Source organism: Mycobacterium sp. (assembly GCF_029961025.1).
GTDB lineage: Bacteria > Actinomycetota > Actinomycetes > Mycobacteriales > Mycobacteriaceae > Mycobacterium.
Window position 1 is genome coordinate 208944 of record NZ_JASBVP010000004.1, and the last position, 17574, is coordinate 226517.

Sequence of the window (17574 nt, forward strand, 5' to 3'; positions counted from 1 at the left end):
CCGGATTAGATAGGCAGGCTATCCTCGCTGAGGTGACTTTCGCCGACGATCATCCGTACGACACCGATCTGCTGGAAGCGTTGTCGCGCCGCGTGCTGGTGGGCGACGGCGCCATGGGCACCCAACTTCAGGGCGCGGATCTCACCCTCGACGATTTCCGCGGGCTGGAGGGCTGCAACGAGATCCTCAACGCGACCCGACCCGACGTCATCGAACGGATTCACCGCAATTACCTCGAGGCCGGAGCCGATGCCATCGAGACCAACACGTTCGGGTGCAACCTGTCCAACCTCACCGACTACGGCATCGCCGACAAGATCCGCGAGCTCTCGGCGAGGGCCACCGCGATCGCGCGCCGGGTCGCCGACGAGCTCTCCACGCCCGGACGCAAACGCTACGTCCTGGGATCGATGGGGCCGGGCACCAAGCTGCCGACCCTGGGCCACACCGAGTACCCGCTGGTCCGCGACGCCTACACCGAGGCCGCGCTGGGCATGCTCGACGTCGGTGCCGACGCCATCATGGTGGAGACCTGCCAGGATCTTTTGCAGCTCAAGGCCGCGGTGCTGGGATCGCGGCGGGCGATGGCGAGTTCCGGGCGATACCTTCCGGTGTTCGTCCACGTCACCGTGGAAACCACCGGCACGATGCTGCTGGGCAGCGAGATCGGTGCGGCGCTGACCGCGGTCGAGCCGCTCGGTGTCGACATGATCGGCCTGAACTGCGCGACCGGGCCCGCCGAGATGAGCGAGCATCTGCGTTACCTGTCCAGACATGCCCGCATCCCGGTGTCGGTGATGCCCAACGCCGGGCTTCCGGTGCTGGGCCGGGCGGGAGCCGAATACCCGCTGCAGCCCGAGGAGCTCGCCGAGGCGCTGTGCGGGTTCATCGAGGAGTTCGGCCTCTCGCTGGTGGGGGGCTGCTGCGGCACCACACCCGAGCACATCCGTCACGTGGCCGCTGCGGTGCCGCGGGTGTGTCGCGGTGAGCGCGTGATCGTCTTTGAGCCCGCGGTGTCCTCGCTGTACTCGGCGACGCCGTTCGCCCAGGATGCCTCGGTGTTGATGATCGGTGAGCGGACAAACGCTAATGGCTCCAAAGCTTTCCGTGAGGCAATGATTGCCGCGGATTACCAGAGATGCCTGGACATCGCCAAGGAACAGACCCGCGACGGCGCGCACTTGCTGGATCTGTGCGTGGACTACGTGGGCCGCGACGGCGTCGCAGACATGACCGCGCTGGCCAGTAGGCTGGCCACCGCGTCGACCTTGCCGATCATGCTGGACTCCACCGAAACCGCCGTGCTGCAAGCGGGTTTGGAGCATTTGGGTGGGCGCTGTGTGATCAACTCGGTGAACTACGAGGACGGCGACGGGCCGGAGTCCCGGTTTCACAAGACAATGCAACTGGCGGCTGAACACGGCGCCGCGGTGGTGGGGCTGACCATCGACGAGGACGGCCAGGCCCGTACGGCCGAAAAAAAGGTGCAGATCGCCGAACGACTGATCGCCGACATCACCACCAACTGGGGAATCGACGAGTCTGCCATTCTCATCGACTGCCTGACGTTCACCATCGCCACCGGACAGGAGGAATCTCGGCGTGACGGCATCGAGACCATCGAGGCGATCCGCGAACTGAAAAACCGCCACCCGAATGTGCAGACCACGCTGGGGTTATCTAATATTTCGTTTGGCCTGAACCCCGCTGCGCGCCAAGTGCTCAACTCGGTATTTCTGCACGAATGCCGCCAGGCCGGGCTGGACTCGGCGATTGTGCACGCCTCGAAGATTCTGCCGATCAACCGTATTCCCGATGACCAGCGCCAGGTCGCGCTGGATCTCATCTACGACCGCCGCCGCGACGGCTATGACCCGCTGCAGGAGCTGATGCGGCTCTTTGAAGGGGTGTCCGCGGCATCATCACAGCAGTCCCGAGCCGCCGAGCTGGCCAGGTTGCCGCTGTTCGAGCGGCTGGCGCAGCGCATCGTCGACGGTGAACGAGATGGCTTGGAAGCCGACCTCGACGAGGCCATGACTCAGAAGCCGCCGCTGGAAATCATCAACGAGAACCTGCTGGCCGGCATGAAGACCGTTGGCGACCTGTTCGGCTCCGGGCAGATGCAGTTGCCGTTCGTGCTGCAATCCGCCGAGGTGATGAAGGCCGCCGTCGCCTATTTGGAGCCGCACATGGAAAAATCCGGGGACGATTCCGGTAAGGGTCGCATCGTGCTGGCCACCGTCAAGGGTGACGTGCACGACATTGGCAAGAACCTGGTCGACATCATTTTGAGCAACAACGGCTATGAGGTGGTCAACCTCGGCATCAAACAGCCGATCGCCAACATTTTGGAAGTCGCCGAGGACAAGAACGCCGACGTGGTGGGCATGTCCGGTCTGTTGGTCAAGTCCACCGTGGTGATGAAGGAAAACCTCGAGGAGATGAACGCCCGTGGCGTGGCCGGGAAGTTTCCGGTGCTCCTCGGCGGCGCCGCGCTGACCCGCAGTTACGTCGAGAACGACCTAGCCGAACTTTATGACGGCGAAGTGCATTACGCGCGTGACGCTTTCGAGGGATTGAAGTTGATGGACACCATCATGAGCGCCAAACGCGGTGGACCACTCCCGGTCGACAGCCCGGACGCCGTCAAGGCCCGTGAACAAGCGGCAGCGCGCAAAGCCCGACATGAGCGTTCGAAACGCATTGCCGCGCAACGTAAAGCAGTCGAGGAGCCGACAGCAGTTCCGGAACGCTCCGACGTCGCGGCCGGTATCGAGGTGCCCACCCCGCCGTTTTGGGGATCGCGGATCGTTAAGGGGCTGGCGGTGGCCGACTACAGCGAGTTGCTGGACGAGCGCGCGCTGTTTTTGGGGCAGTGGGGACTGCGCGGTGCGCGCGGTGGTGCGGGGCCGGCGTATGAGGACCTGGTGCAAACCGAGGGCCGCCCTCGGCTGCGCTACTGGCTGGACCGGCTGTCCACCGAGGGCATCCTGGCGCACGCCGCGGTGGTGTACGGGTATTTTCCGGCGGTGTCCGAACGGGACGACGTCATCGTGCTCGCCGAGCCCCAACCCGGCGCCGAGGAGCGATTCCGGTTCCACTTTCCCCGCCAGCAGCGCGGCCGGTTTCTGTGTATCGCCGATTTCATCCGGTCGCGCGATCACGCGCACCGCACCGGCCAGGTGGACGTGCTGCCGTTCCAGCTGGTGACGATGGGCCGGCCCATCGGCGATTACGCCCAGCAGCTGTTCGCCTCGAATGCCTATCGCGACTACCTGGAGGTGCATGGCATCGGGGTGCAGCTCACCGAGGCGCTGGCCGAATACTGGCATCGGCGTATCCGTGAGGAGCTGCGGTTTCCCGGGGGCCGGGCGATCTCGAGCGAGGATCCCCTAGCCGTCGAGGAGTACTTCAAACTGGGCTACCGCGGCGCCCGCTTCTCGTTTGGCTACGGCGCCTGCCCGGATCTGGAGGATCGGTCCAAGGTGGTGGCGCTGCTGGAGCCCCAGCGGATCGGGGTGACGCTGTCCGAGGAGTTTCAGCTGCATCCCGAACAGTCGACGGACGCCTTTGTGCTGCACCATCCCGAGGCCAAGTACTTCAACGTCTGACGGGTTAGCCGCGGTGGTTGCTCACGACGCAACAGCTGGCAGCCCCTCACCGGAGGCGAGGGTTGCCCCGCAGCCGGGCACCCGGTACTCGACGACGAGCAGGCGGCGCCGGGCCGCCGTGCCGTGTGGGCGGCGTCGGTGGCCGCACTGGGCGGGCTGTTGTTCGGCGCGACACCTCGCTGATCAATTGCGTGATCACCGTGCCGCAGGATGAATTCACGATTGCCGATGCGGTGGTGGGCTTCACCGCCGCGGCGGCGCTGCTGGCGCCTTCGCGGACAGCACCTGGCTGGTCATCGGCGGCTGGATCCTCGGCGGCGCCGGTGTCGGGGTCGCGTCCGTGGTCGCAGCTGCTTACATTGCCGAGACATCCCCGCCGCACGTGCGATTGCGCAGGCCCGGCGGGTGATCTCGGCCGAGCCTGTGGGTGGTGCTGGGGGAGATGTTCCCCAACCGCATCCGTGCCGCTGCCCTCGGGCTCCGGAGACCAAAGGGGTGCCGCTGGAAGACATGCACACCGGGGGAAGCCGAGCGCGCCCCGCCATGGCGGTGGGTGGGCGAAACCGCCGTGACTTTGCTGCTCGGAACGTGAAACAATCGCTGCCCGTGAAGACGTTCGAGGATCTGTTCGCCGAACTTGATGAGCGCGCGCGCACCCGGCCGCCGGGCAGCGCGACCGTGGCCGCCCTGGACGCCGGGATCCACACAGTCGGCAAAAAGATCCTGGAGGAGGCTGGTGAGGTGTGGCTCGCGGCCGAACACGAGCCCAATGAGGCGCTGGCCGAGGAGATCAGCCAATTGCTGTATTGGACGCTGGTGTTGATGATTTCCCGCGGTTTGACCCCCGACGACGTGTACCGGAAGCTCTGATGGCGCCCCTGTGTCCCGGCGACCAATCGCCAATGCTGCGGGTCGCGGTTCCCAACAAGGGCACGCTGAGCGAGCCGGCGATCGAGATCCTCACGGAGGCGGGCTACCGTCGCCGCACCGATCCCAAGGACCTGACCGTCATCGACCCGGTCAACAACGTCGAGTTTTTCTTCCTGCGTCCCAAAGACATCGCCATCTATGTCGGATCAGGGGAGCTGGACTTCGGGATCACCGGGCGCGATCTGGTGCATGAGTCCGATGCGCCGGTGCGTGAACGTCTGGCGCTTGGATTCGGCCGATCCAGCTTCCGCTACGCCGCCCCCGCCGGGCGCGCGTGGACCACGGCAGACCTCGCCGGCAAGCGGATCGCTACCGCGTACCCCAACTTGGTACGAAAAGACCTGACCGCCAAGGGGATTGACGCGAAGATCATTCCACTCGACGGTGCCGTGGAGATATCAGTGCAGCTCGGCGTGGCCGATGTTATCGCCGACGTGGTGGGGTCCGGGCGCACTTTGAGCCTGCATGATCTGGTGGCCTTTGGCGAGCCGCTTTGTGATTCGGAGGCGGTGCTGATCGAGCGCGCCGAGCCGGACAGTGGCCGTGGCAGTCGGATGATCGCGGCCCGTGGCCAACTGGTGGCCCGGGTGCAGGGCGTGGTGTTCGGCCAGCAGTACCTGATGCTGGATTACGATTGTCCACGCTCGGTGCTCGCCAAGGCCACCGCGATCACGCCGGGGCTGGAGTCACCGACTATCGCGCCGCTCGCCGAGCCGGATTGGGTGGCGGTCCGTGCGCTGGTGCCCCGCCGGGACGTCAACGCGATCATGGACGATCTCGCCGCGATCGGGGCTAAGGCGATCCTGGCCTCAGACATCAGGTTCTGCCGATTCTGACCGTAAACCCGGTGCCGACCGCGTTGCTGTGTTAACGTGCGGCCGTTGTGACGCATACCCTCGTCGTGCTGCTCGCGCTGCTGATCGGTGTCGTCGCCGGGCTGCGCGCGCTGACGGCTCTGGCCGCCGTCTCCTGGGCTACCGGCCTGCACTGGATCAACCTCGACGGCACCTGGGCGTCCTGGGTAGGTCAGCCGGTGCCACTCACCGTCCTCACCGTGCTCGCGATCGTCGAGCTGGCCGCCGACAAGCATCCCAAGATACCGAGCCGCACCACCGCGGTGGCGTTTAGCGGCCGGATCATCCTGGGGGCCGTTGCCGGCGCCGCCATCGGCACCGCCTGGAACTACACCTGGAGCGCGCTGGGGTCGGGTGTTATCGGCGCCGTGCTGGGCACCATGGGTGGCCTTCAAGCGCGCGTTCGGTTGGCCGCCCGCGCGGGGCACGATCTGCCCGTAGCGCTCGCCGAAGACGCGATCGCGGTTCTCGGCGGGTTCGCGATAGCCGCGGTGACGGCCGCTCTGTGATAGGCCGTGGTCGCTCAGGGGCACGAGGGCAGCGATGCGTCACACCTTCGGTGCGGTGCGGCTCGCAGCGTTGCCGGGCGGGGCCGGATGGCCCGGCCAACCCGGATAGGGCGGTGGCGTGCCCCCAAACGCCGGGCAGCGCGCCCGATGCGGGCACCAATCGCACAGCCGTGACGGATTGGGTCGGAAATCGCCGGTCGCGGCGGCTGTTTGAATGGCTTTCCAGATCGCCACCAACGTCTTTTCGAAGCGAACCAGCTCGTCGACATCGGGAGAGTAATCCAGCACCTGGCGGTCCGCCAGGTAGATGAGTCGCAGCCGCGTCGGCGGCATTCCCCGCGAACGCAGCAGCGCCACCGCGTAGAACTTCAGTTGGAACATCGCCCTGAACTCGGCCAAGGCGCGCGCGGCGGGGGGTGCCTTACCCGTTTTGTAGTCGACCACCCGCAGTTCGCCGGTCGCGGCGACGTCGATCCGGTCGATGAACCCGCGCAGCAGCGTGCCGTCGGCCAGCGTGACCTCGACGTGCTGCTCGCAGCTCTGCGGGTTGAACCGGGTCGGATCTTCCAGTTGGTAGTAGCCGGATAGCAACACCCGGGCCTGCTCCAGCAGTTGAGCGCGTTGGCCGGCATCCAGCCCGGCGACCAGGCCGGGTGCTGCGGTGATCACCCCCTCCCACGCCCGGTCCACGAGCGCGCTGGCGGTTTCCGGCCCGCGCTGCGGCTGGGGGAGGCGGTAAAGCCGCTCCAACACCCCATGCACCACCGCCCCACGAAGCTGCGCCGCCGAGGACGGCTCCGGCAACCGGTCGACCACGCGGAACCGGTAGAGCAGCGGGCACTGCTTGAAGTCCCCCGCCCGTGATGGCGACAGCGCCGGGCGTGACCGGATATCCCGGTCGTCCGGGTCGTCACCCCGTCGTCTTTCGGGCGGACCGGGGCTCCCCGCCGCGGGGTCCGCCGTCAGCGGGACGGGTGCGTCCGGCCGGGGGCTCATACTCGCAGACTAGGGCCGGCCACCGTCAAACCCCGCGCATCGGTGGGGTGCGTCGGCTGGCAGGCTAGATCGCGTGTGCGCAACCGGCCCGTTCGCCGCGGGTGATCGTGTGCAACTCACCGACGCCAAGGGCCGCCACTACACGATTGTGCTCGCGGCGGGCAGCGAATTTCACACCCATCGTGGGGTGATCGCCCACGACGCGGTGATCGGGCTCGATGACGGCAGCGTGGTCAAATCCAGCAATGGCGACCCGTTTTTGGTGCTGCGCCCGCTGCTGGTGGACTACGTGATGTCAATGCCGCGCGGAGCCCAGGTGATCTATCCCAAAGACGCGGCTCAGATCGTGCTCGAGGGGGACATCTTCCCGGGGGCTCGGGTGCTGGAAGCCGGCGCCGGCTCGGGTGCGCTGACCTGCTCCCTGCTGCGCGCGGTGGGGCCCGGGGGGCGGGTGATCTCCTATGAGCTGCGCACCGACCACGCCGAACACGCCCGCCGCAATGTGCAAGCCTTTTTCGGTCAGGCACCGCTCAACTGGCGGCTGGTTATCGGCGATGTGGCGGACTCCGAGCTGCCCGCGGGGTCCGTCGACCGGGCGGTGCTGGACATGCTGGCGCCGTGGGAGGTGCTCGACACGGTGTCACGAGTCGTGGCCGCCGGCGGGGTGCTGATGGTCTATGTGGCCACCGTCACCCAGTTGTCGCGGACCGTGGAGGCGCTGCGCGCACTGCGGTGCTGGACCGAGCCGCGGGCCTGGGAGACGTTGCAGCGGGAATGGAATGTCGTGGGGCTGGCCGTTCGCCCCCGGCACACCATGCGAGCGCACACCGCATTCCTGGTTTCGGCCCGCCGGCTGGCCCCCGGGGTCACCGCCCCCTTGTGGGTGCATCGCAAACACCGCGCCGACTGACTCGCGTGCCGGCGTCGCCACCGCGCCCAGCGCCTTGTCCAATGTCGTCGCGGGTTTAGTCATCGCTGCGGTGCAGGCCGCGGCGCACCGAGAGCAGCTCGAACTCCGGGTGCGCGGCGACCAGGCGCTCGGCGGCGTCGAGCACTTCCACGGCATGGCGACGGTCCCCGGAGACCGTCGCCACCCCGATACCGGCACGCCGACGCAGATCGAGCGAACCGGTTTCCGCCGCCGATACGCTGAACTTGCGCTGCAGCTCGGCGACCACCGGGCGGATCAGCGAGCGCTTCTGCTTGAGCGATCGCACGTCACCCAGGAGCACATCGAACTCAAGCCAGCCGATCCACATCGCCGCAGCCGTCAGCGGGCCGGCGTGGCGCCGGCCCCCGGCTGCGACGCGCCGAAGGCCAGCAGCATGTCAGCGGTTTGCTGGGACAATTGCCAGCCGCCCCGATAAGGCTTGAACTGCATCGGAAACGAGAATCCGTGGACACCGCGATTGGGTGTGGTGACGTTAATGGTGGCCACCACCGTCGCCGGGTCCCGGTCCGACCACGCGATGTCGGTCGCGGCGAATGCCGCCGGTGCGTAGCCACCGTCACGCAGCGCGGTGGCGAATTTGTCGAGCGTGGCCGCGCTGTCGGGGGTAGCGCCTTCGACCAGGACCACTTTCTCGGAGCCCGGCACCGTGGGGTCGGCCAGCCGGTAGAGGACGTCGGTCAGGGCCTCCGGCGGGGGCACCGGAGCGGTCTGCTCAGCGGCGACCGGCGTCGAGATGCCGGTCACCGGGGCGGCCGGCGGCGTGCCCCTGACGGGCCCCTTGGTTTGCCCCTGGGAACAGCCCGATAACCCCGGCGCGACCACAACGGTGGCGGCACTCAGCGCCGCGGCGATATACCGATGCAGACCGGGATGCATACCGGTGGTTAGCCGCCTGCCCCCTGCACGGCCTGCAGCACCGACATCGCCGAGGCCCGCGACAACTTCCAGCCGCCCTGATCCACGAACGTGACATTCTGGGTGGTCGGCGCGAGCCGAGGGCCGGAGGCCGTCACATCGGCGGTGGCCACCCCGGGACCGGCAGGCTGGATGTTCGCCACCGTGAACGAGAGCGGCAGGTCGCCGTTGGCGGCGGCTTTTTGCATCTGCCGGTCCGCTATCCGGGCCTCGACCGGGCCGATGCCGCCTTCCACCAAATAGCCCTTGCTGATAAAGGAGACACCGGGGTTGGCGAGGCCGTACAGCACGTTCGCCAACTGCTCGGGCGTGGGCACGTCGGCGCCCGGCTGCAGCGGCAACGGTACGCTGAAAACGACGGGCTCGACCTGCCAGGCGGGCCGGGGACCGGATGCAACGGACGTCACACCCGCGACGGCCGCACCGATGGCGGCGGCGGCTGCCACGCCCGTAACGAGGGATTTCACGATCACAGCTGTCCTTTCGATTAGACCGGCTCGGTAGTGATGGTAACCCGGTAAACCGGAGGCCGTATTTCGAGTCCGCGCACGAATGCGAAATCACCGGTAGCGTTGAACTATCCACCGCGCCAACTTTCGGAGCGGGAAAGGAGCGCACCATGGCTGAATCAGAGCGCGACGTGTTCGGAGGCCCTATGTCCAGCGACGATGCCGCCGAGCTGGAAGAATTACGGCGAGAGGCGGCTATGCTGCGTGAGCAGCTGGAGAACGCCGTCGGGCAGAGTGCGGTGCGCGGCGCCAGGGATATCCGTCAACTCGAGGCACGCATCGACTCGCTCGCCGCGCGGAATTCCAAATTGATGGAAACGCTTAAAGAAGCCCGGCAGCAACTGCTGGCGCTGCGCGAGGAAGTCGACCGGCTCGGGCAGCCGCCGAGCGGTTACGGCGTATTGCTGTCGATCTACGACGACGACACCGTCGACGTGTTTACGTCCGGGCGCAAGATGCGTCTAACGTGCTCGCCCAACATCGACGTCAAATCCCTCAAGAAGGGTCAAACCGTCCGGCTCAACGAGGCGCTGACCGTCGTAGAGGCCGGCTCGTTCGAGGCGGTCGGCGAGATCTCGACCCTGCGGGAGGTCCTGGCGGATGGTCATCGGGCCCTGGTTGTCGGGCACGCCGACGAGGAGCGCGTCGTTTGGCTGGCCGAGCCGCTGGTGTCTCCGGACCTGCCCGACAGTGCCCCTGACGGTCACGACGACACCCGCCCCCGCAAACTGCGCCCCGGGGATTCGCTGCTGGTGGACACCAAGGCGGGCTACGCGTTCGAACGCATTCCCAAGGCCGAAGTGGAAGACCTGGTGCTCGAGGAGGTGCCCGATGTCTGCTATGACGACATCGGTGGCCTGAGCCGCCAGATCGAGCAGATCCGCGACGCGGTGGAGCTGCCCTTCCTGCACCGCGAGCTCTACAAGGAGTACGCGCTGCGCCCGCCGAAGGGGGTCTTGCTCTACGGCCCGCCCGGTTGCGGCAAGACGTTGATCGCCAAGGCGGTGGCCAACTCGCTGGCCAAGAAGATGGCCGAGGTTCGCGGCGACGACGCCAAGGAGGCGAAGTCGTACTTCCTGAACATCAAGGGTCCCGAGTTGCTGAACAAATTTGTCGGCGAGACCGAGCGCCACATCCGGCTGATCTTCCAGCGGGCGCGGGAGAAAGCCTCGGAGGGCACGCCGGTGATCGTGTTCTTTGACGAGATGGACTCGATCTTCCGTACCCGGGGCACCGGGGTGTCTTCTGATGTGGAGACCACGGTGGTCCCGCAGTTGCTGAGCGAGATCGACGGGGTGGAGGGGCTGGAGAACGTCATCGTGATCGGTGCCTCCAACCGCGAGGACATGATCGATCCCGCGATCCTGCGGCCTGGGCGGCTCGATGTGAAGATCAAGATCGAACGCCCGGATGCCGAAGCCGCCCAGGACATCTTCAGCAAGTACCTGACCGAAGACCTGCCGGTTCATGCCGACGATCTGGCCGAGTTCGGTGGTGACCGCGCGCTGTGCATCAAGGGGATGATCGAAAAGGTCGTCGATCGGATGTACGCCGAGATCGAGGACAACCGGTTCCTCGAGGTCACCTATGCCAACGGTGACAAAGAGGTCATGTACTTCAAGGATTTCAACTCCGGGGCGATGATCCAGAACGTCGTGGACCGAGCCAAAAAGAATGCCATCAAGTCGGTGCTGGAGACCGGCCAGCCCGGGCTGCGGATTCAGCATCTGCTTGATTCCATCGCCGACGAGTTCGCCGAGAACGAGGATTTGCCCAACACCACCAACCCTGATGACTGGGCGCGGATCTCGGGGAAGAAGGGCGAGCGGATCGTCTACATCCGTACCCTGGTCACCGGCAAGGGCTCGAGCACCTCGCGGGCCATCGACACCGAGTCCAACCTGGGCCAGTACCTGTAGCGCCTGGGCCGGTTGCGCGGGGGCACCCGGCCGGCATCGTCGCCGCGCCGGAGTGAAATCGCGTGGCTCCTGCGCGGGCCGCACCCGGCCCGCATCGTCGCCGCGCCTAGGCTGGGAGTATGCAACGGATCATCGGGACGGAGGTCGAGTACGGCATTTCGTCGCCGTCCGACCCGACCGCGAACCCGATTTTGACCTCGACCCAGGCGGTCCTGGCATACGCCGCCGCAGCGGGCATTCAGCGGGCCAAACGCACGCGCTGGGATTATGAGGTGGAATCGCCGCTGCGGGATGCCCGGGGTTTCGATTTGAGTCGATCAGCCGGGCCGCCGCCGGTGGTCGACGCCGATGAGGTCGGCGCCGCCAACATGATCTTGACCAACGGGGCGCGGCTTTACGTTGACCACGCACACCCGGAATACTCGGCACCCGAGACCACCGACCCACTGGACGCGGTGATTTGGGACAAAGCTGGCGAACGCGTGATGGAGGCCGCGGCCCGGCACGTCGCCAGTGTCCCGGGTGCGGTGAAACTGCAACTGTACAAAAACAACGTCGACGGCAAGGGCGCCTCCTACGGGGCGCACGAGAATTACCTGATGAGCCGTCAGACACCGTTCTCGGCCATCATCACCGGGTTGACGCCGTTTCTGGTGTCCCGTCAGGTGATCGTCGGTCAAGGCCGAGTCGGCATCGGGCCGGCCGGCGACGAGGCGGGTTTTCAGCTCTCCCAGCGCGCCGATTACATCGAGGTCGAGGTCGGGCTGGAAACCACGCTGAAACGCGGCATCATCAACACTCGAGACGAGCCGCACGCCGACGCCGACAAATACCGCCGGCTGCACGTCATCATCGGCGACGCTAATCTCGCCGAGACCGCGACCTATCTCAAGCTGGGCACCACCGCACTGGTGCTGGACCTGATCGAAGAAGGCCCCCGCCACAACTTGGACCTAAGCGACCTGGCGCTGGCGCGTCCGGTGCATGCGGTGCACACCATCAGCCGCGACCCGTCGCTGCGCGCCACCGTCGCGCTCGCCGATGGCCGTGAACTGACCGGCCTGGCGTTGCAGCGTATCTATCTCGACCGCGTCGCAAAGCTGGTCGACTCGCGTGATCCGGACCCGCGTGCCGCCGACATCGTGCAAACCTGGGCGGACATCCTTGACAAACTCGAGCGGGACCCGATGGATTGCGTCGAGTTGCTGGACTGGCCGGCCAAGCTGCGGATACTGGAGGGTTTCCGCCAGCGGGAGAAGCTGAGCTGGTCGGCGCCCCGGCTGCACCTGGTCGATCTGCAATACTCCGACGTGCGGTTGGACAAAGGCCTGTACAACCGGCTGGTGGCCCGTGGTTCGATGCGCCGGCTGGTAACCGAACAGCAGGTGCTCAACGCGGTGAGCAACCCGCCGACGGACACTCGCGCCTACTTCCGCGGGGAGTGTCTGCGCCGCTTCGGGGCCGACATCGCAGCGGCCAGCTGGGACTCGGTGATTTTCGATCTCGGCGGTGACTCGCTGGTGCGCATCCCGACCCTGGAGCCGCTGCGGGGCAGTAAGGCGCATGTCGGAGCGTTGCTGGACTCGGTGGACAGTGCGGTCGAACTGGTGGAACAACTGACCGCCTGACCGGCTCCGGTGACGTTGCCGGCCGGGACGGCCTAAAGGAGGCAGACACCGAGGTTCCATTACGCTTAAAGGCGGGCAGGACCGTGTCGACCGGTAGGGTGGAAACACCGGCGTGCGTGTGATACGCGGCCGCTTGACCAAGCAGGAGGCAGGCGATGGCTCAGGAGCAGACTAAGCGTGGCGGTGGCGGCGGCGATGACGACGACTTCACCGGCAGCGTAGCCGCGGGTCAAGAGCGTCGCGAAAAGCTGGCCGAGGAGACCGACGATCTGCTCGACGAGATCGACGACGTGCTCGAGGAGAATGCTGAGGACTTCGTTCGTGCGTACGTCCAAAAGGGCGGACAGTGACCTGGCCGTTCGGTTACCGGCCGGCCCTCAACTCAGCACTACCCGGAATCCCCGCAACCGCCATTGAGCTGTCGTCGTTCGCTGATCTGCTGCGTCGTCGGGCGCCCGAGCTACTTCCGGGCGGGCGCGGTGGCGCGGCATCTCAGGATTTCGGCGGACAACTGGCGCACGGCACCACCATCGTCGCGCTGAAATATCCCGGCGGTGTGGTCATCGCCGGTGACCGGCGCTCGACGCAGGGAAACGTGATCGCCGGGCGCGATGTGAAAAAGGTGTACATCACCGATGAGTACACCGCGACCGGGATCGCCGGCACCGCTGCGGTGGCCGTTGAGTTTGCCCGGCTGTACGCGGTCGAGCTCGAACACTACGAGAAGCTCGAAGGCGTGCCGCTCACGTTTGCCGGGAAAGTCAACCGTCTGGCCATCATGGTGCGCGGCAATCTGGCTGCCGCGATGCAGGGCCTGGTCGCGCTGCCGTTGCTGGCGGGCTATGACCTCGACGAGGCGGACCCGCAAAAAGCAGGCCGTATCGTCTCGTTCGATGCCGCCGGCGGCTGGAACCTCGAGGAAGAGGGCTACCAGGCGGTGGGCTCGGGGGCGGTCTTCGCCAAGTCGTCGATGAAGAAGCTCTACTCGCAGGTGACCGACGCCGATTCTGCGCTGCGGGTGGCCGTCGAAGCCCTCTATGACGCCGCCGACGACGATTCCGCTACCGGCGGGCCGGACCTGGTCCGCGGCATCTACCCGACGGCGGTGGCCATCGACGCCGACGGCGCGGCCGAGGTGCCTGAGCAGCGGATCGCCGAGTTGGCCCGCGAGGTCATCGAAAGTCGCTCCCGGGCAGGGACCTTCGGCCCGGGTGGGGAGACTTCGCGGGGTACGACGTGAGCTTTCCCTATTTCATCTCGCCAGAGCAGGCGATGCGCGAGCGCGCCGAGATTGCCCGCAAGGGCATCGCTCGGGGTAAAAGCGTGGTGGCGCTGGCCTACGCCGACGGGGTGCTGTTCGTCGCCGAAAACCCGTCGCGGTCCCTGCAGAAGATCAGCGAGCTCTACGATCGGGTCGGTTTCGCGGCCGCAGGCAAGTTCAACGAGCTGGACAACTTGCGCCGCGGGGGGATCCAGTTCGCCGACACCCGCGGCTACGCTTACGACCGCCGTGACGTCACCGGCCGGCAGCTGGCCAACGTCTACGCGCAGACTTTGGGCACCATCTTCACCGAGCAGCCCAAACCTTACGAGGTTGAACTGTGTGTGGCCGAGGTAGCCCATTTCGGTGAGACCAAACCGCCCGAGATGTACCGGATCACCTACGACGGATCGATCAACGACGAGCCGAACTACGTGGTCATCGGGGGAACGACGGAGCCAATCACGAAGGCGCTCAAGGAGTCTTACACGGAGAATGCCGAGCTGGCCGACGCCGTGCGGATCGCGGTCGAGGCGCTGCGCGCGGGTGGTGGCAACGGTGGCGAACAACCCCGGCTGGGAGTGTCCACCTTGGAGGTGGCCATTCTCGACCAGAACCGGCCGCGTCGGGCGTTCCGGCGGATCACCGGCTCCGCGCTGGAGGCGCTGCTGCCCAAGCAGGACGGCTCCGAGCCGACGGGCTGATCGGCCTGTCGGGCATCCCGGGACGTGTGCGATACCAAGCGCTTTGGTCACCTCTGGCCTGGGGGTGAGCATGTTGCCGGGAGTTCGATTCGGTGCTATCTTGCGGAGGCACCTCGTTAGGCGAGGCTCCTGGACGGACATAGGCCACTGATCTGACGACGTCGAGAGACGCCCAAGATCAGGACAGATCTCCCCGGCTTAAGGGGTGCTCCCAAGTGGCTTTTCTGCTTCGGCAGAGATACGTCGCCCAGTGCCAAAGCTCAACGTGTGAGGGCGCCGCCAACTTCACGCCACGGCATCCCTCTTCGTGCGCTCTGACCGATATCGAGTGCGGAAGGCAGGTGTTCCCATGACCATCGACGTCGCTGCTGTCAACTCGGCCCATGGGCTGCGCCTGACTCCCTATGAGGCGATGGTGGAGGACCTGCTGTTCGTTCGCACGGAGCTGGAGATGGCGGGCATCCCGTTCCTTCTCATCCGTGGCGCGGACGGACGGCCGGCGCTGGTCGTGGATATCGCCTTGCGGGCCCGGGTGGCCGAGGTGTTAATGGCTGCCTGTCTGGAGGCGCCGCTGCGCGCCAAGATCTACGACGGGACGGGCCGCCGCTCGGTGTATCTGGGTGACGGTCTGCTGTCGGTAGACCCCGACCCACGGTTGCTGCGGGTGTTTCGTCGGCGTGAATGCCCGCGTTCGGGCATGCGCTACGGCGCGTCCGCCGGAGTCGAGCTGCAGTTCTGGGTGTTCGACGGGCAGCAAGTGATCTGCCCGATTGAGAACTCGCTGACCCGGCGGGCGTTGCCGCTCAGCGAGATTGTCTACACCACAGTCGAACTTCACGGGCGCGTCTGGCCGACGATCGCCGGGATGTTCACCCCGCACGCCGGCGACATCACATTCGACATCGACATGGTGTTCTCCTGGGTCGACGGCAGCGACCCGGAATTCCGTGCCCGCCGTGCGGCGGCGATGGCGGGATACGTTCTCGGCGAAGGCGATGACGCCGACGCGCGGATTCGCCAGATCGACGAGCTGAAGTACGCCTTGCGCTCGGTGCACGCCTTTGCGCCGTGGGTGCGACGCATCTTCATCGCGACCGACTCGCCGGTCCCCCAGTGGCTCGCTCCGCACCCGAAGATCACCATCGTGCGCGCCGAGGACCACTTCACCGACCTGTCCGCACTGCCGGTGTACAACAGTCATGCGGTTGAGACCCAGCTGCATCACATCCCGGGTCTGGCAGAGCATTTCTTGTACTCCAACGATGACATGTTCTTCGGCCGGCCGCTGTCACCGACGATGTTCTTCTCACCGGGCGGGGTGACGAAGTTCATCGAGGCGGGCACGCGCATCGGACTCGGGACCAACAATCCCGAACGCAGCGGCTTCGAGAACGCGGCCCGCGTCAACCGCCAGCTGCTGTGGGAGAAGTTCGGGAAGATCATCACCCGCCACCTTGAGCACACGGCCGCTCCGCTGCGCAAGAGCGTGCTGAGCGAACTCGAGCGGGAGTTCCCGGAGGACTTCGCGCGCACCCAGGCGAGTCGCTTCCGGTCAAGCACCGACATCTCGGTGACCAACTCCTTGTACCACTACTACGCGCTGATGACCGGGCGCGCGGTGCAAAACGAGTCGGCCAAGGTGCTCTACGTGGACACCACGACACGGTCCGGGCTCGCGAAGCTGCCGAAGCTCCTCAAGAAGCGCAAGTTCGACTTCTTCTGCCTTAACGACGGCAGCTTCCCGGAGGTAAGCGCCGAGGAGCGGGCCCGCGTGGTTGGCGAGTTCCTGGAAAGCTATTTCCCGGTGCCCGCGCCGTGGGAGCGAGCAGCCGGGGACGAGTGACTCGCCCGCTATTCTCGAGCGAGCTGCGGCGCGATGCGCGGTATCCGGGTGGCCGGCAGGATACTCACTCCGGCGTCGGCGAGTTGACGTCGCACGGCATCCGGCGGGACGAACCGACCGACCGTGGGCCCGGCGGCCAGCGGTACCACGGTGTGCACCACCGTTTCCGGATAGCAGTGCACCAGATTAAACGCCTGCGCGCGGTCATGACCCCGGGTTCCCGCCGTTAAGAGATCCTGGGTGTAGCAGCTGGCCGAGGCCACCGAAACGGGGATGCCGGCGAAGGTGGCCGTGGTGGAGTAATGCAGGTGCCCGGCCAGGATCGCGCGCACGTCGCTGCCCCAGAGCACCGGCGCTAGCCGTGCTTGATCCCGGAGCTCCACCAGGACGGCCAGATCCTGCACGCTGGGTATCGGCGGGTGGTGCATGGCCAGGATGGTGCCGAAGGGAGCGGATTCGGCTAACTGATCGGCAAGCCACCGCAGCTGTTCCGGCGTGATCTCGCCATGATGGTGGCCGGGGACGGAGGTGTCCAAAACGATGACGCGCAGGCCGTCGATGTCGTGCACCCGGTCCATCGGCGCCATCGTCGGGGCCTCACGCAACAGGCATTGCCGTAACGCAGCCCGGTTGTCGTGATTGCCCATCACCCAGATGACCTCGGCGTCAAGACGATCAGCCAGAGGCTCAACGAGATCCCGCAGCTTACGGTAGGCGTCGGGCTGACCGGTGTCGGCCAGATCGCCGGTGAAGATCAGGGCATCGGGATGTGTTTGCGAACCTTCCAGCCGCTTGAGCAGCTGGGATAATCGGGCCTCCGCGTCGACATCTCCGTAGAGGTCGCCGTCGCCGGCTGTGAGATGGGTGTCGCTGATGTGAACGATGACATGGTCCGGCCGCGGGTACTCCGCGACCCTGGCTCTGTCCACGAGACTGGAGAGGC

Annotated in this window: 17 protein-coding genes and 1 riboswitch; of the genes, 12 read left to right on the top strand and 5 right to left on the bottom strand. The window is 66.3% G+C overall.

Features of this window, described 5'->3' with window-relative positions:
* Positions 1-32 precede the first annotated feature (32 nt).
* From metH to QJR12_RS06265, 5 genes are all read left to right on the top strand, one after another.
* The gene (gene metH / locus QJR12_RS06245; protein ID WP_300579898.1) at positions 33-3611 is read left to right on the top strand and encodes a methionine synthase; all 3579 of its coding nucleotides are present in this window, start codon (positions 33-35) and stop codon (positions 3609-3611) included.
* A 214-nt stretch (positions 3612-3825) separates the two neighbouring features.
* Entirely contained in the window at positions 3826-4020 is a 195-nt protein-coding gene (locus QJR12_RS06250) for an MFS transporter (protein WP_300579988.1), read from the top strand.
* Between the two features lie 179 nt (positions 4021-4199).
* The gene (locus QJR12_RS06255) at positions 4200-4481 is read left to right on the top strand and encodes a phosphoribosyl-ATP diphosphatase (RefSeq protein ID WP_300579899.1); all 282 of its coding nucleotides are present in this window, start codon (positions 4200-4202) and stop codon (positions 4479-4481) included.
* 32 nt (positions 4482-4513) lie between these two features.
* The gene (gene hisG / locus QJR12_RS06260; RefSeq protein WP_300579990.1) at positions 4514-5377 is read left to right on the top strand and encodes an ATP phosphoribosyltransferase; all 864 of its coding nucleotides are present in this window, start codon (positions 4514-4516) and stop codon (positions 5375-5377) included.
* Positions 5378-5424: 47 nt separating this feature from the next.
* Positions 5425-5904, top strand: a complete 480-nt coding sequence (locus tag QJR12_RS06265) for a DUF4126 family protein (protein ID WP_300579900.1) — start codon at positions 5425-5427, stop codon at positions 5902-5904.
* A gap of 39 nt (positions 5905-5943) precedes the next feature.
* Here QJR12_RS06265 and QJR12_RS06270 read toward each other — a convergent pair whose 3' ends face one another.
* Positions 5944-6900: a RecB family exonuclease gene (locus tag QJR12_RS06270; protein WP_300579902.1), complete on the bottom strand. Its 957-nt coding sequence runs from the start codon at positions 6898-6900 to the stop codon at positions 5944-5946.
* 73 nt (positions 6901-6973) lie between these two features.
* On the opposite strand from QJR12_RS06270, the gene trmI reads away from it, so the two are divergent.
* Positions 6974-7810 (top strand): tRNA (adenine(58)-N(1))-methyltransferase TrmI, encoded by an 837-nt coding sequence (trmI, locus tag QJR12_RS06275; protein WP_300579903.1) that lies wholly within the window; start codon positions 6974-6976, stop codon positions 7808-7810.
* A 55-nt stretch (positions 7811-7865) separates the two neighbouring features.
* Here trmI and QJR12_RS06280 read toward each other — a convergent pair whose 3' ends face one another.
* From QJR12_RS06280 to QJR12_RS06290, 3 genes are read right to left on the bottom strand one after another with little or no spacing between them, the layout of a single operon-like run.
* Positions 7866-8159, bottom strand: a complete 294-nt coding sequence (locus tag QJR12_RS06280) for a DUF503 domain-containing protein (RefSeq protein ID WP_300579904.1) — start codon at positions 8157-8159, stop codon at positions 7866-7868.
* An 11-nt stretch (positions 8160-8170) separates the two neighbouring features.
* Positions 8171-8728 (bottom strand): hypothetical protein, encoded by a 558-nt coding sequence (locus tag QJR12_RS06285; RefSeq protein WP_300579906.1) that lies wholly within the window; start codon positions 8726-8728, stop codon positions 8171-8173.
* 8 nt (positions 8729-8736) lie between these two features.
* Entirely contained in the window at positions 8737-9240 is a 504-nt protein-coding gene (locus QJR12_RS06290) for a hypothetical protein (RefSeq protein ID WP_300579908.1), read from the bottom strand.
* A 146-nt stretch (positions 9241-9386) separates the two neighbouring features.
* Here QJR12_RS06290 and arc point away from each other — a divergent pair, with 146 nt between their 5' ends.
* From arc to QJR12_RS06320, 6 genes are all read left to right on the top strand, one after another.
* Positions 9387-11195: a proteasome ATPase gene (arc, locus tag QJR12_RS06295; protein ID WP_300579910.1), complete on the top strand. Its 1809-nt coding sequence runs from the start codon at positions 9387-9389 to the stop codon at positions 11193-11195.
* Positions 11196-11314: 119 nt separating this feature from the next.
* A complete protein-coding gene (gene dop / locus QJR12_RS06300) occupies positions 11315-12823 on the top strand; it encodes a pup deamidase/depupylase (RefSeq protein WP_300579912.1) in 1509 nt (502 codons plus the stop codon).
* 155 nt (positions 12824-12978) lie between these two features.
* Complete coding sequence (locus QJR12_RS06305) at positions 12979-13173, top strand: ubiquitin-like protein Pup (RefSeq protein WP_213445527.1); 195 nt, start codon at positions 12979-12981, stop codon at positions 13171-13173.
* Positions 13170-14063: a proteasome subunit beta gene (prcB, locus tag QJR12_RS06310; protein ID WP_300579914.1), complete on the top strand. Its 894-nt coding sequence runs from the start codon at positions 13170-13172 to the stop codon at positions 14061-14063. Before QJR12_RS06305 ends, prcB begins: the two co-directional genes overlap by 4 nt.
* On the top strand, positions 14060-14788 hold the full coding sequence (prcA, locus tag QJR12_RS06315; RefSeq protein ID WP_300579916.1) for a proteasome subunit alpha: 729 nt from the start codon (positions 14060-14062) through the stop codon (positions 14786-14788). Before prcB ends, prcA begins: the two co-directional genes overlap by 4 nt.
* Before the next feature lie 105 nt (positions 14789-14893).
* A riboswitch (M-box (ykoK) riboswitch) is annotated at positions 14894-15067 on the top strand.
* Between the two features lie 70 nt (positions 15068-15137).
* A complete protein-coding gene (locus QJR12_RS06320; protein ID WP_300579917.1) occupies positions 15138-16631 on the top strand; it encodes a stealth family protein in 1494 nt (497 codons plus the stop codon).
* Between the two features lie 8 nt (positions 16632-16639).
* Here the strand turns inward: QJR12_RS06320 and QJR12_RS06325 are convergent, their stop codons facing one another.
* The gene (locus QJR12_RS06325) at positions 16640-17560 is read right to left on the bottom strand and encodes a phosphodiesterase (protein WP_300579919.1); all 921 of its coding nucleotides are present in this window, start codon (positions 17558-17560) and stop codon (positions 16640-16642) included.
* Positions 17561-17574: the final 14 nt, after the last annotated feature.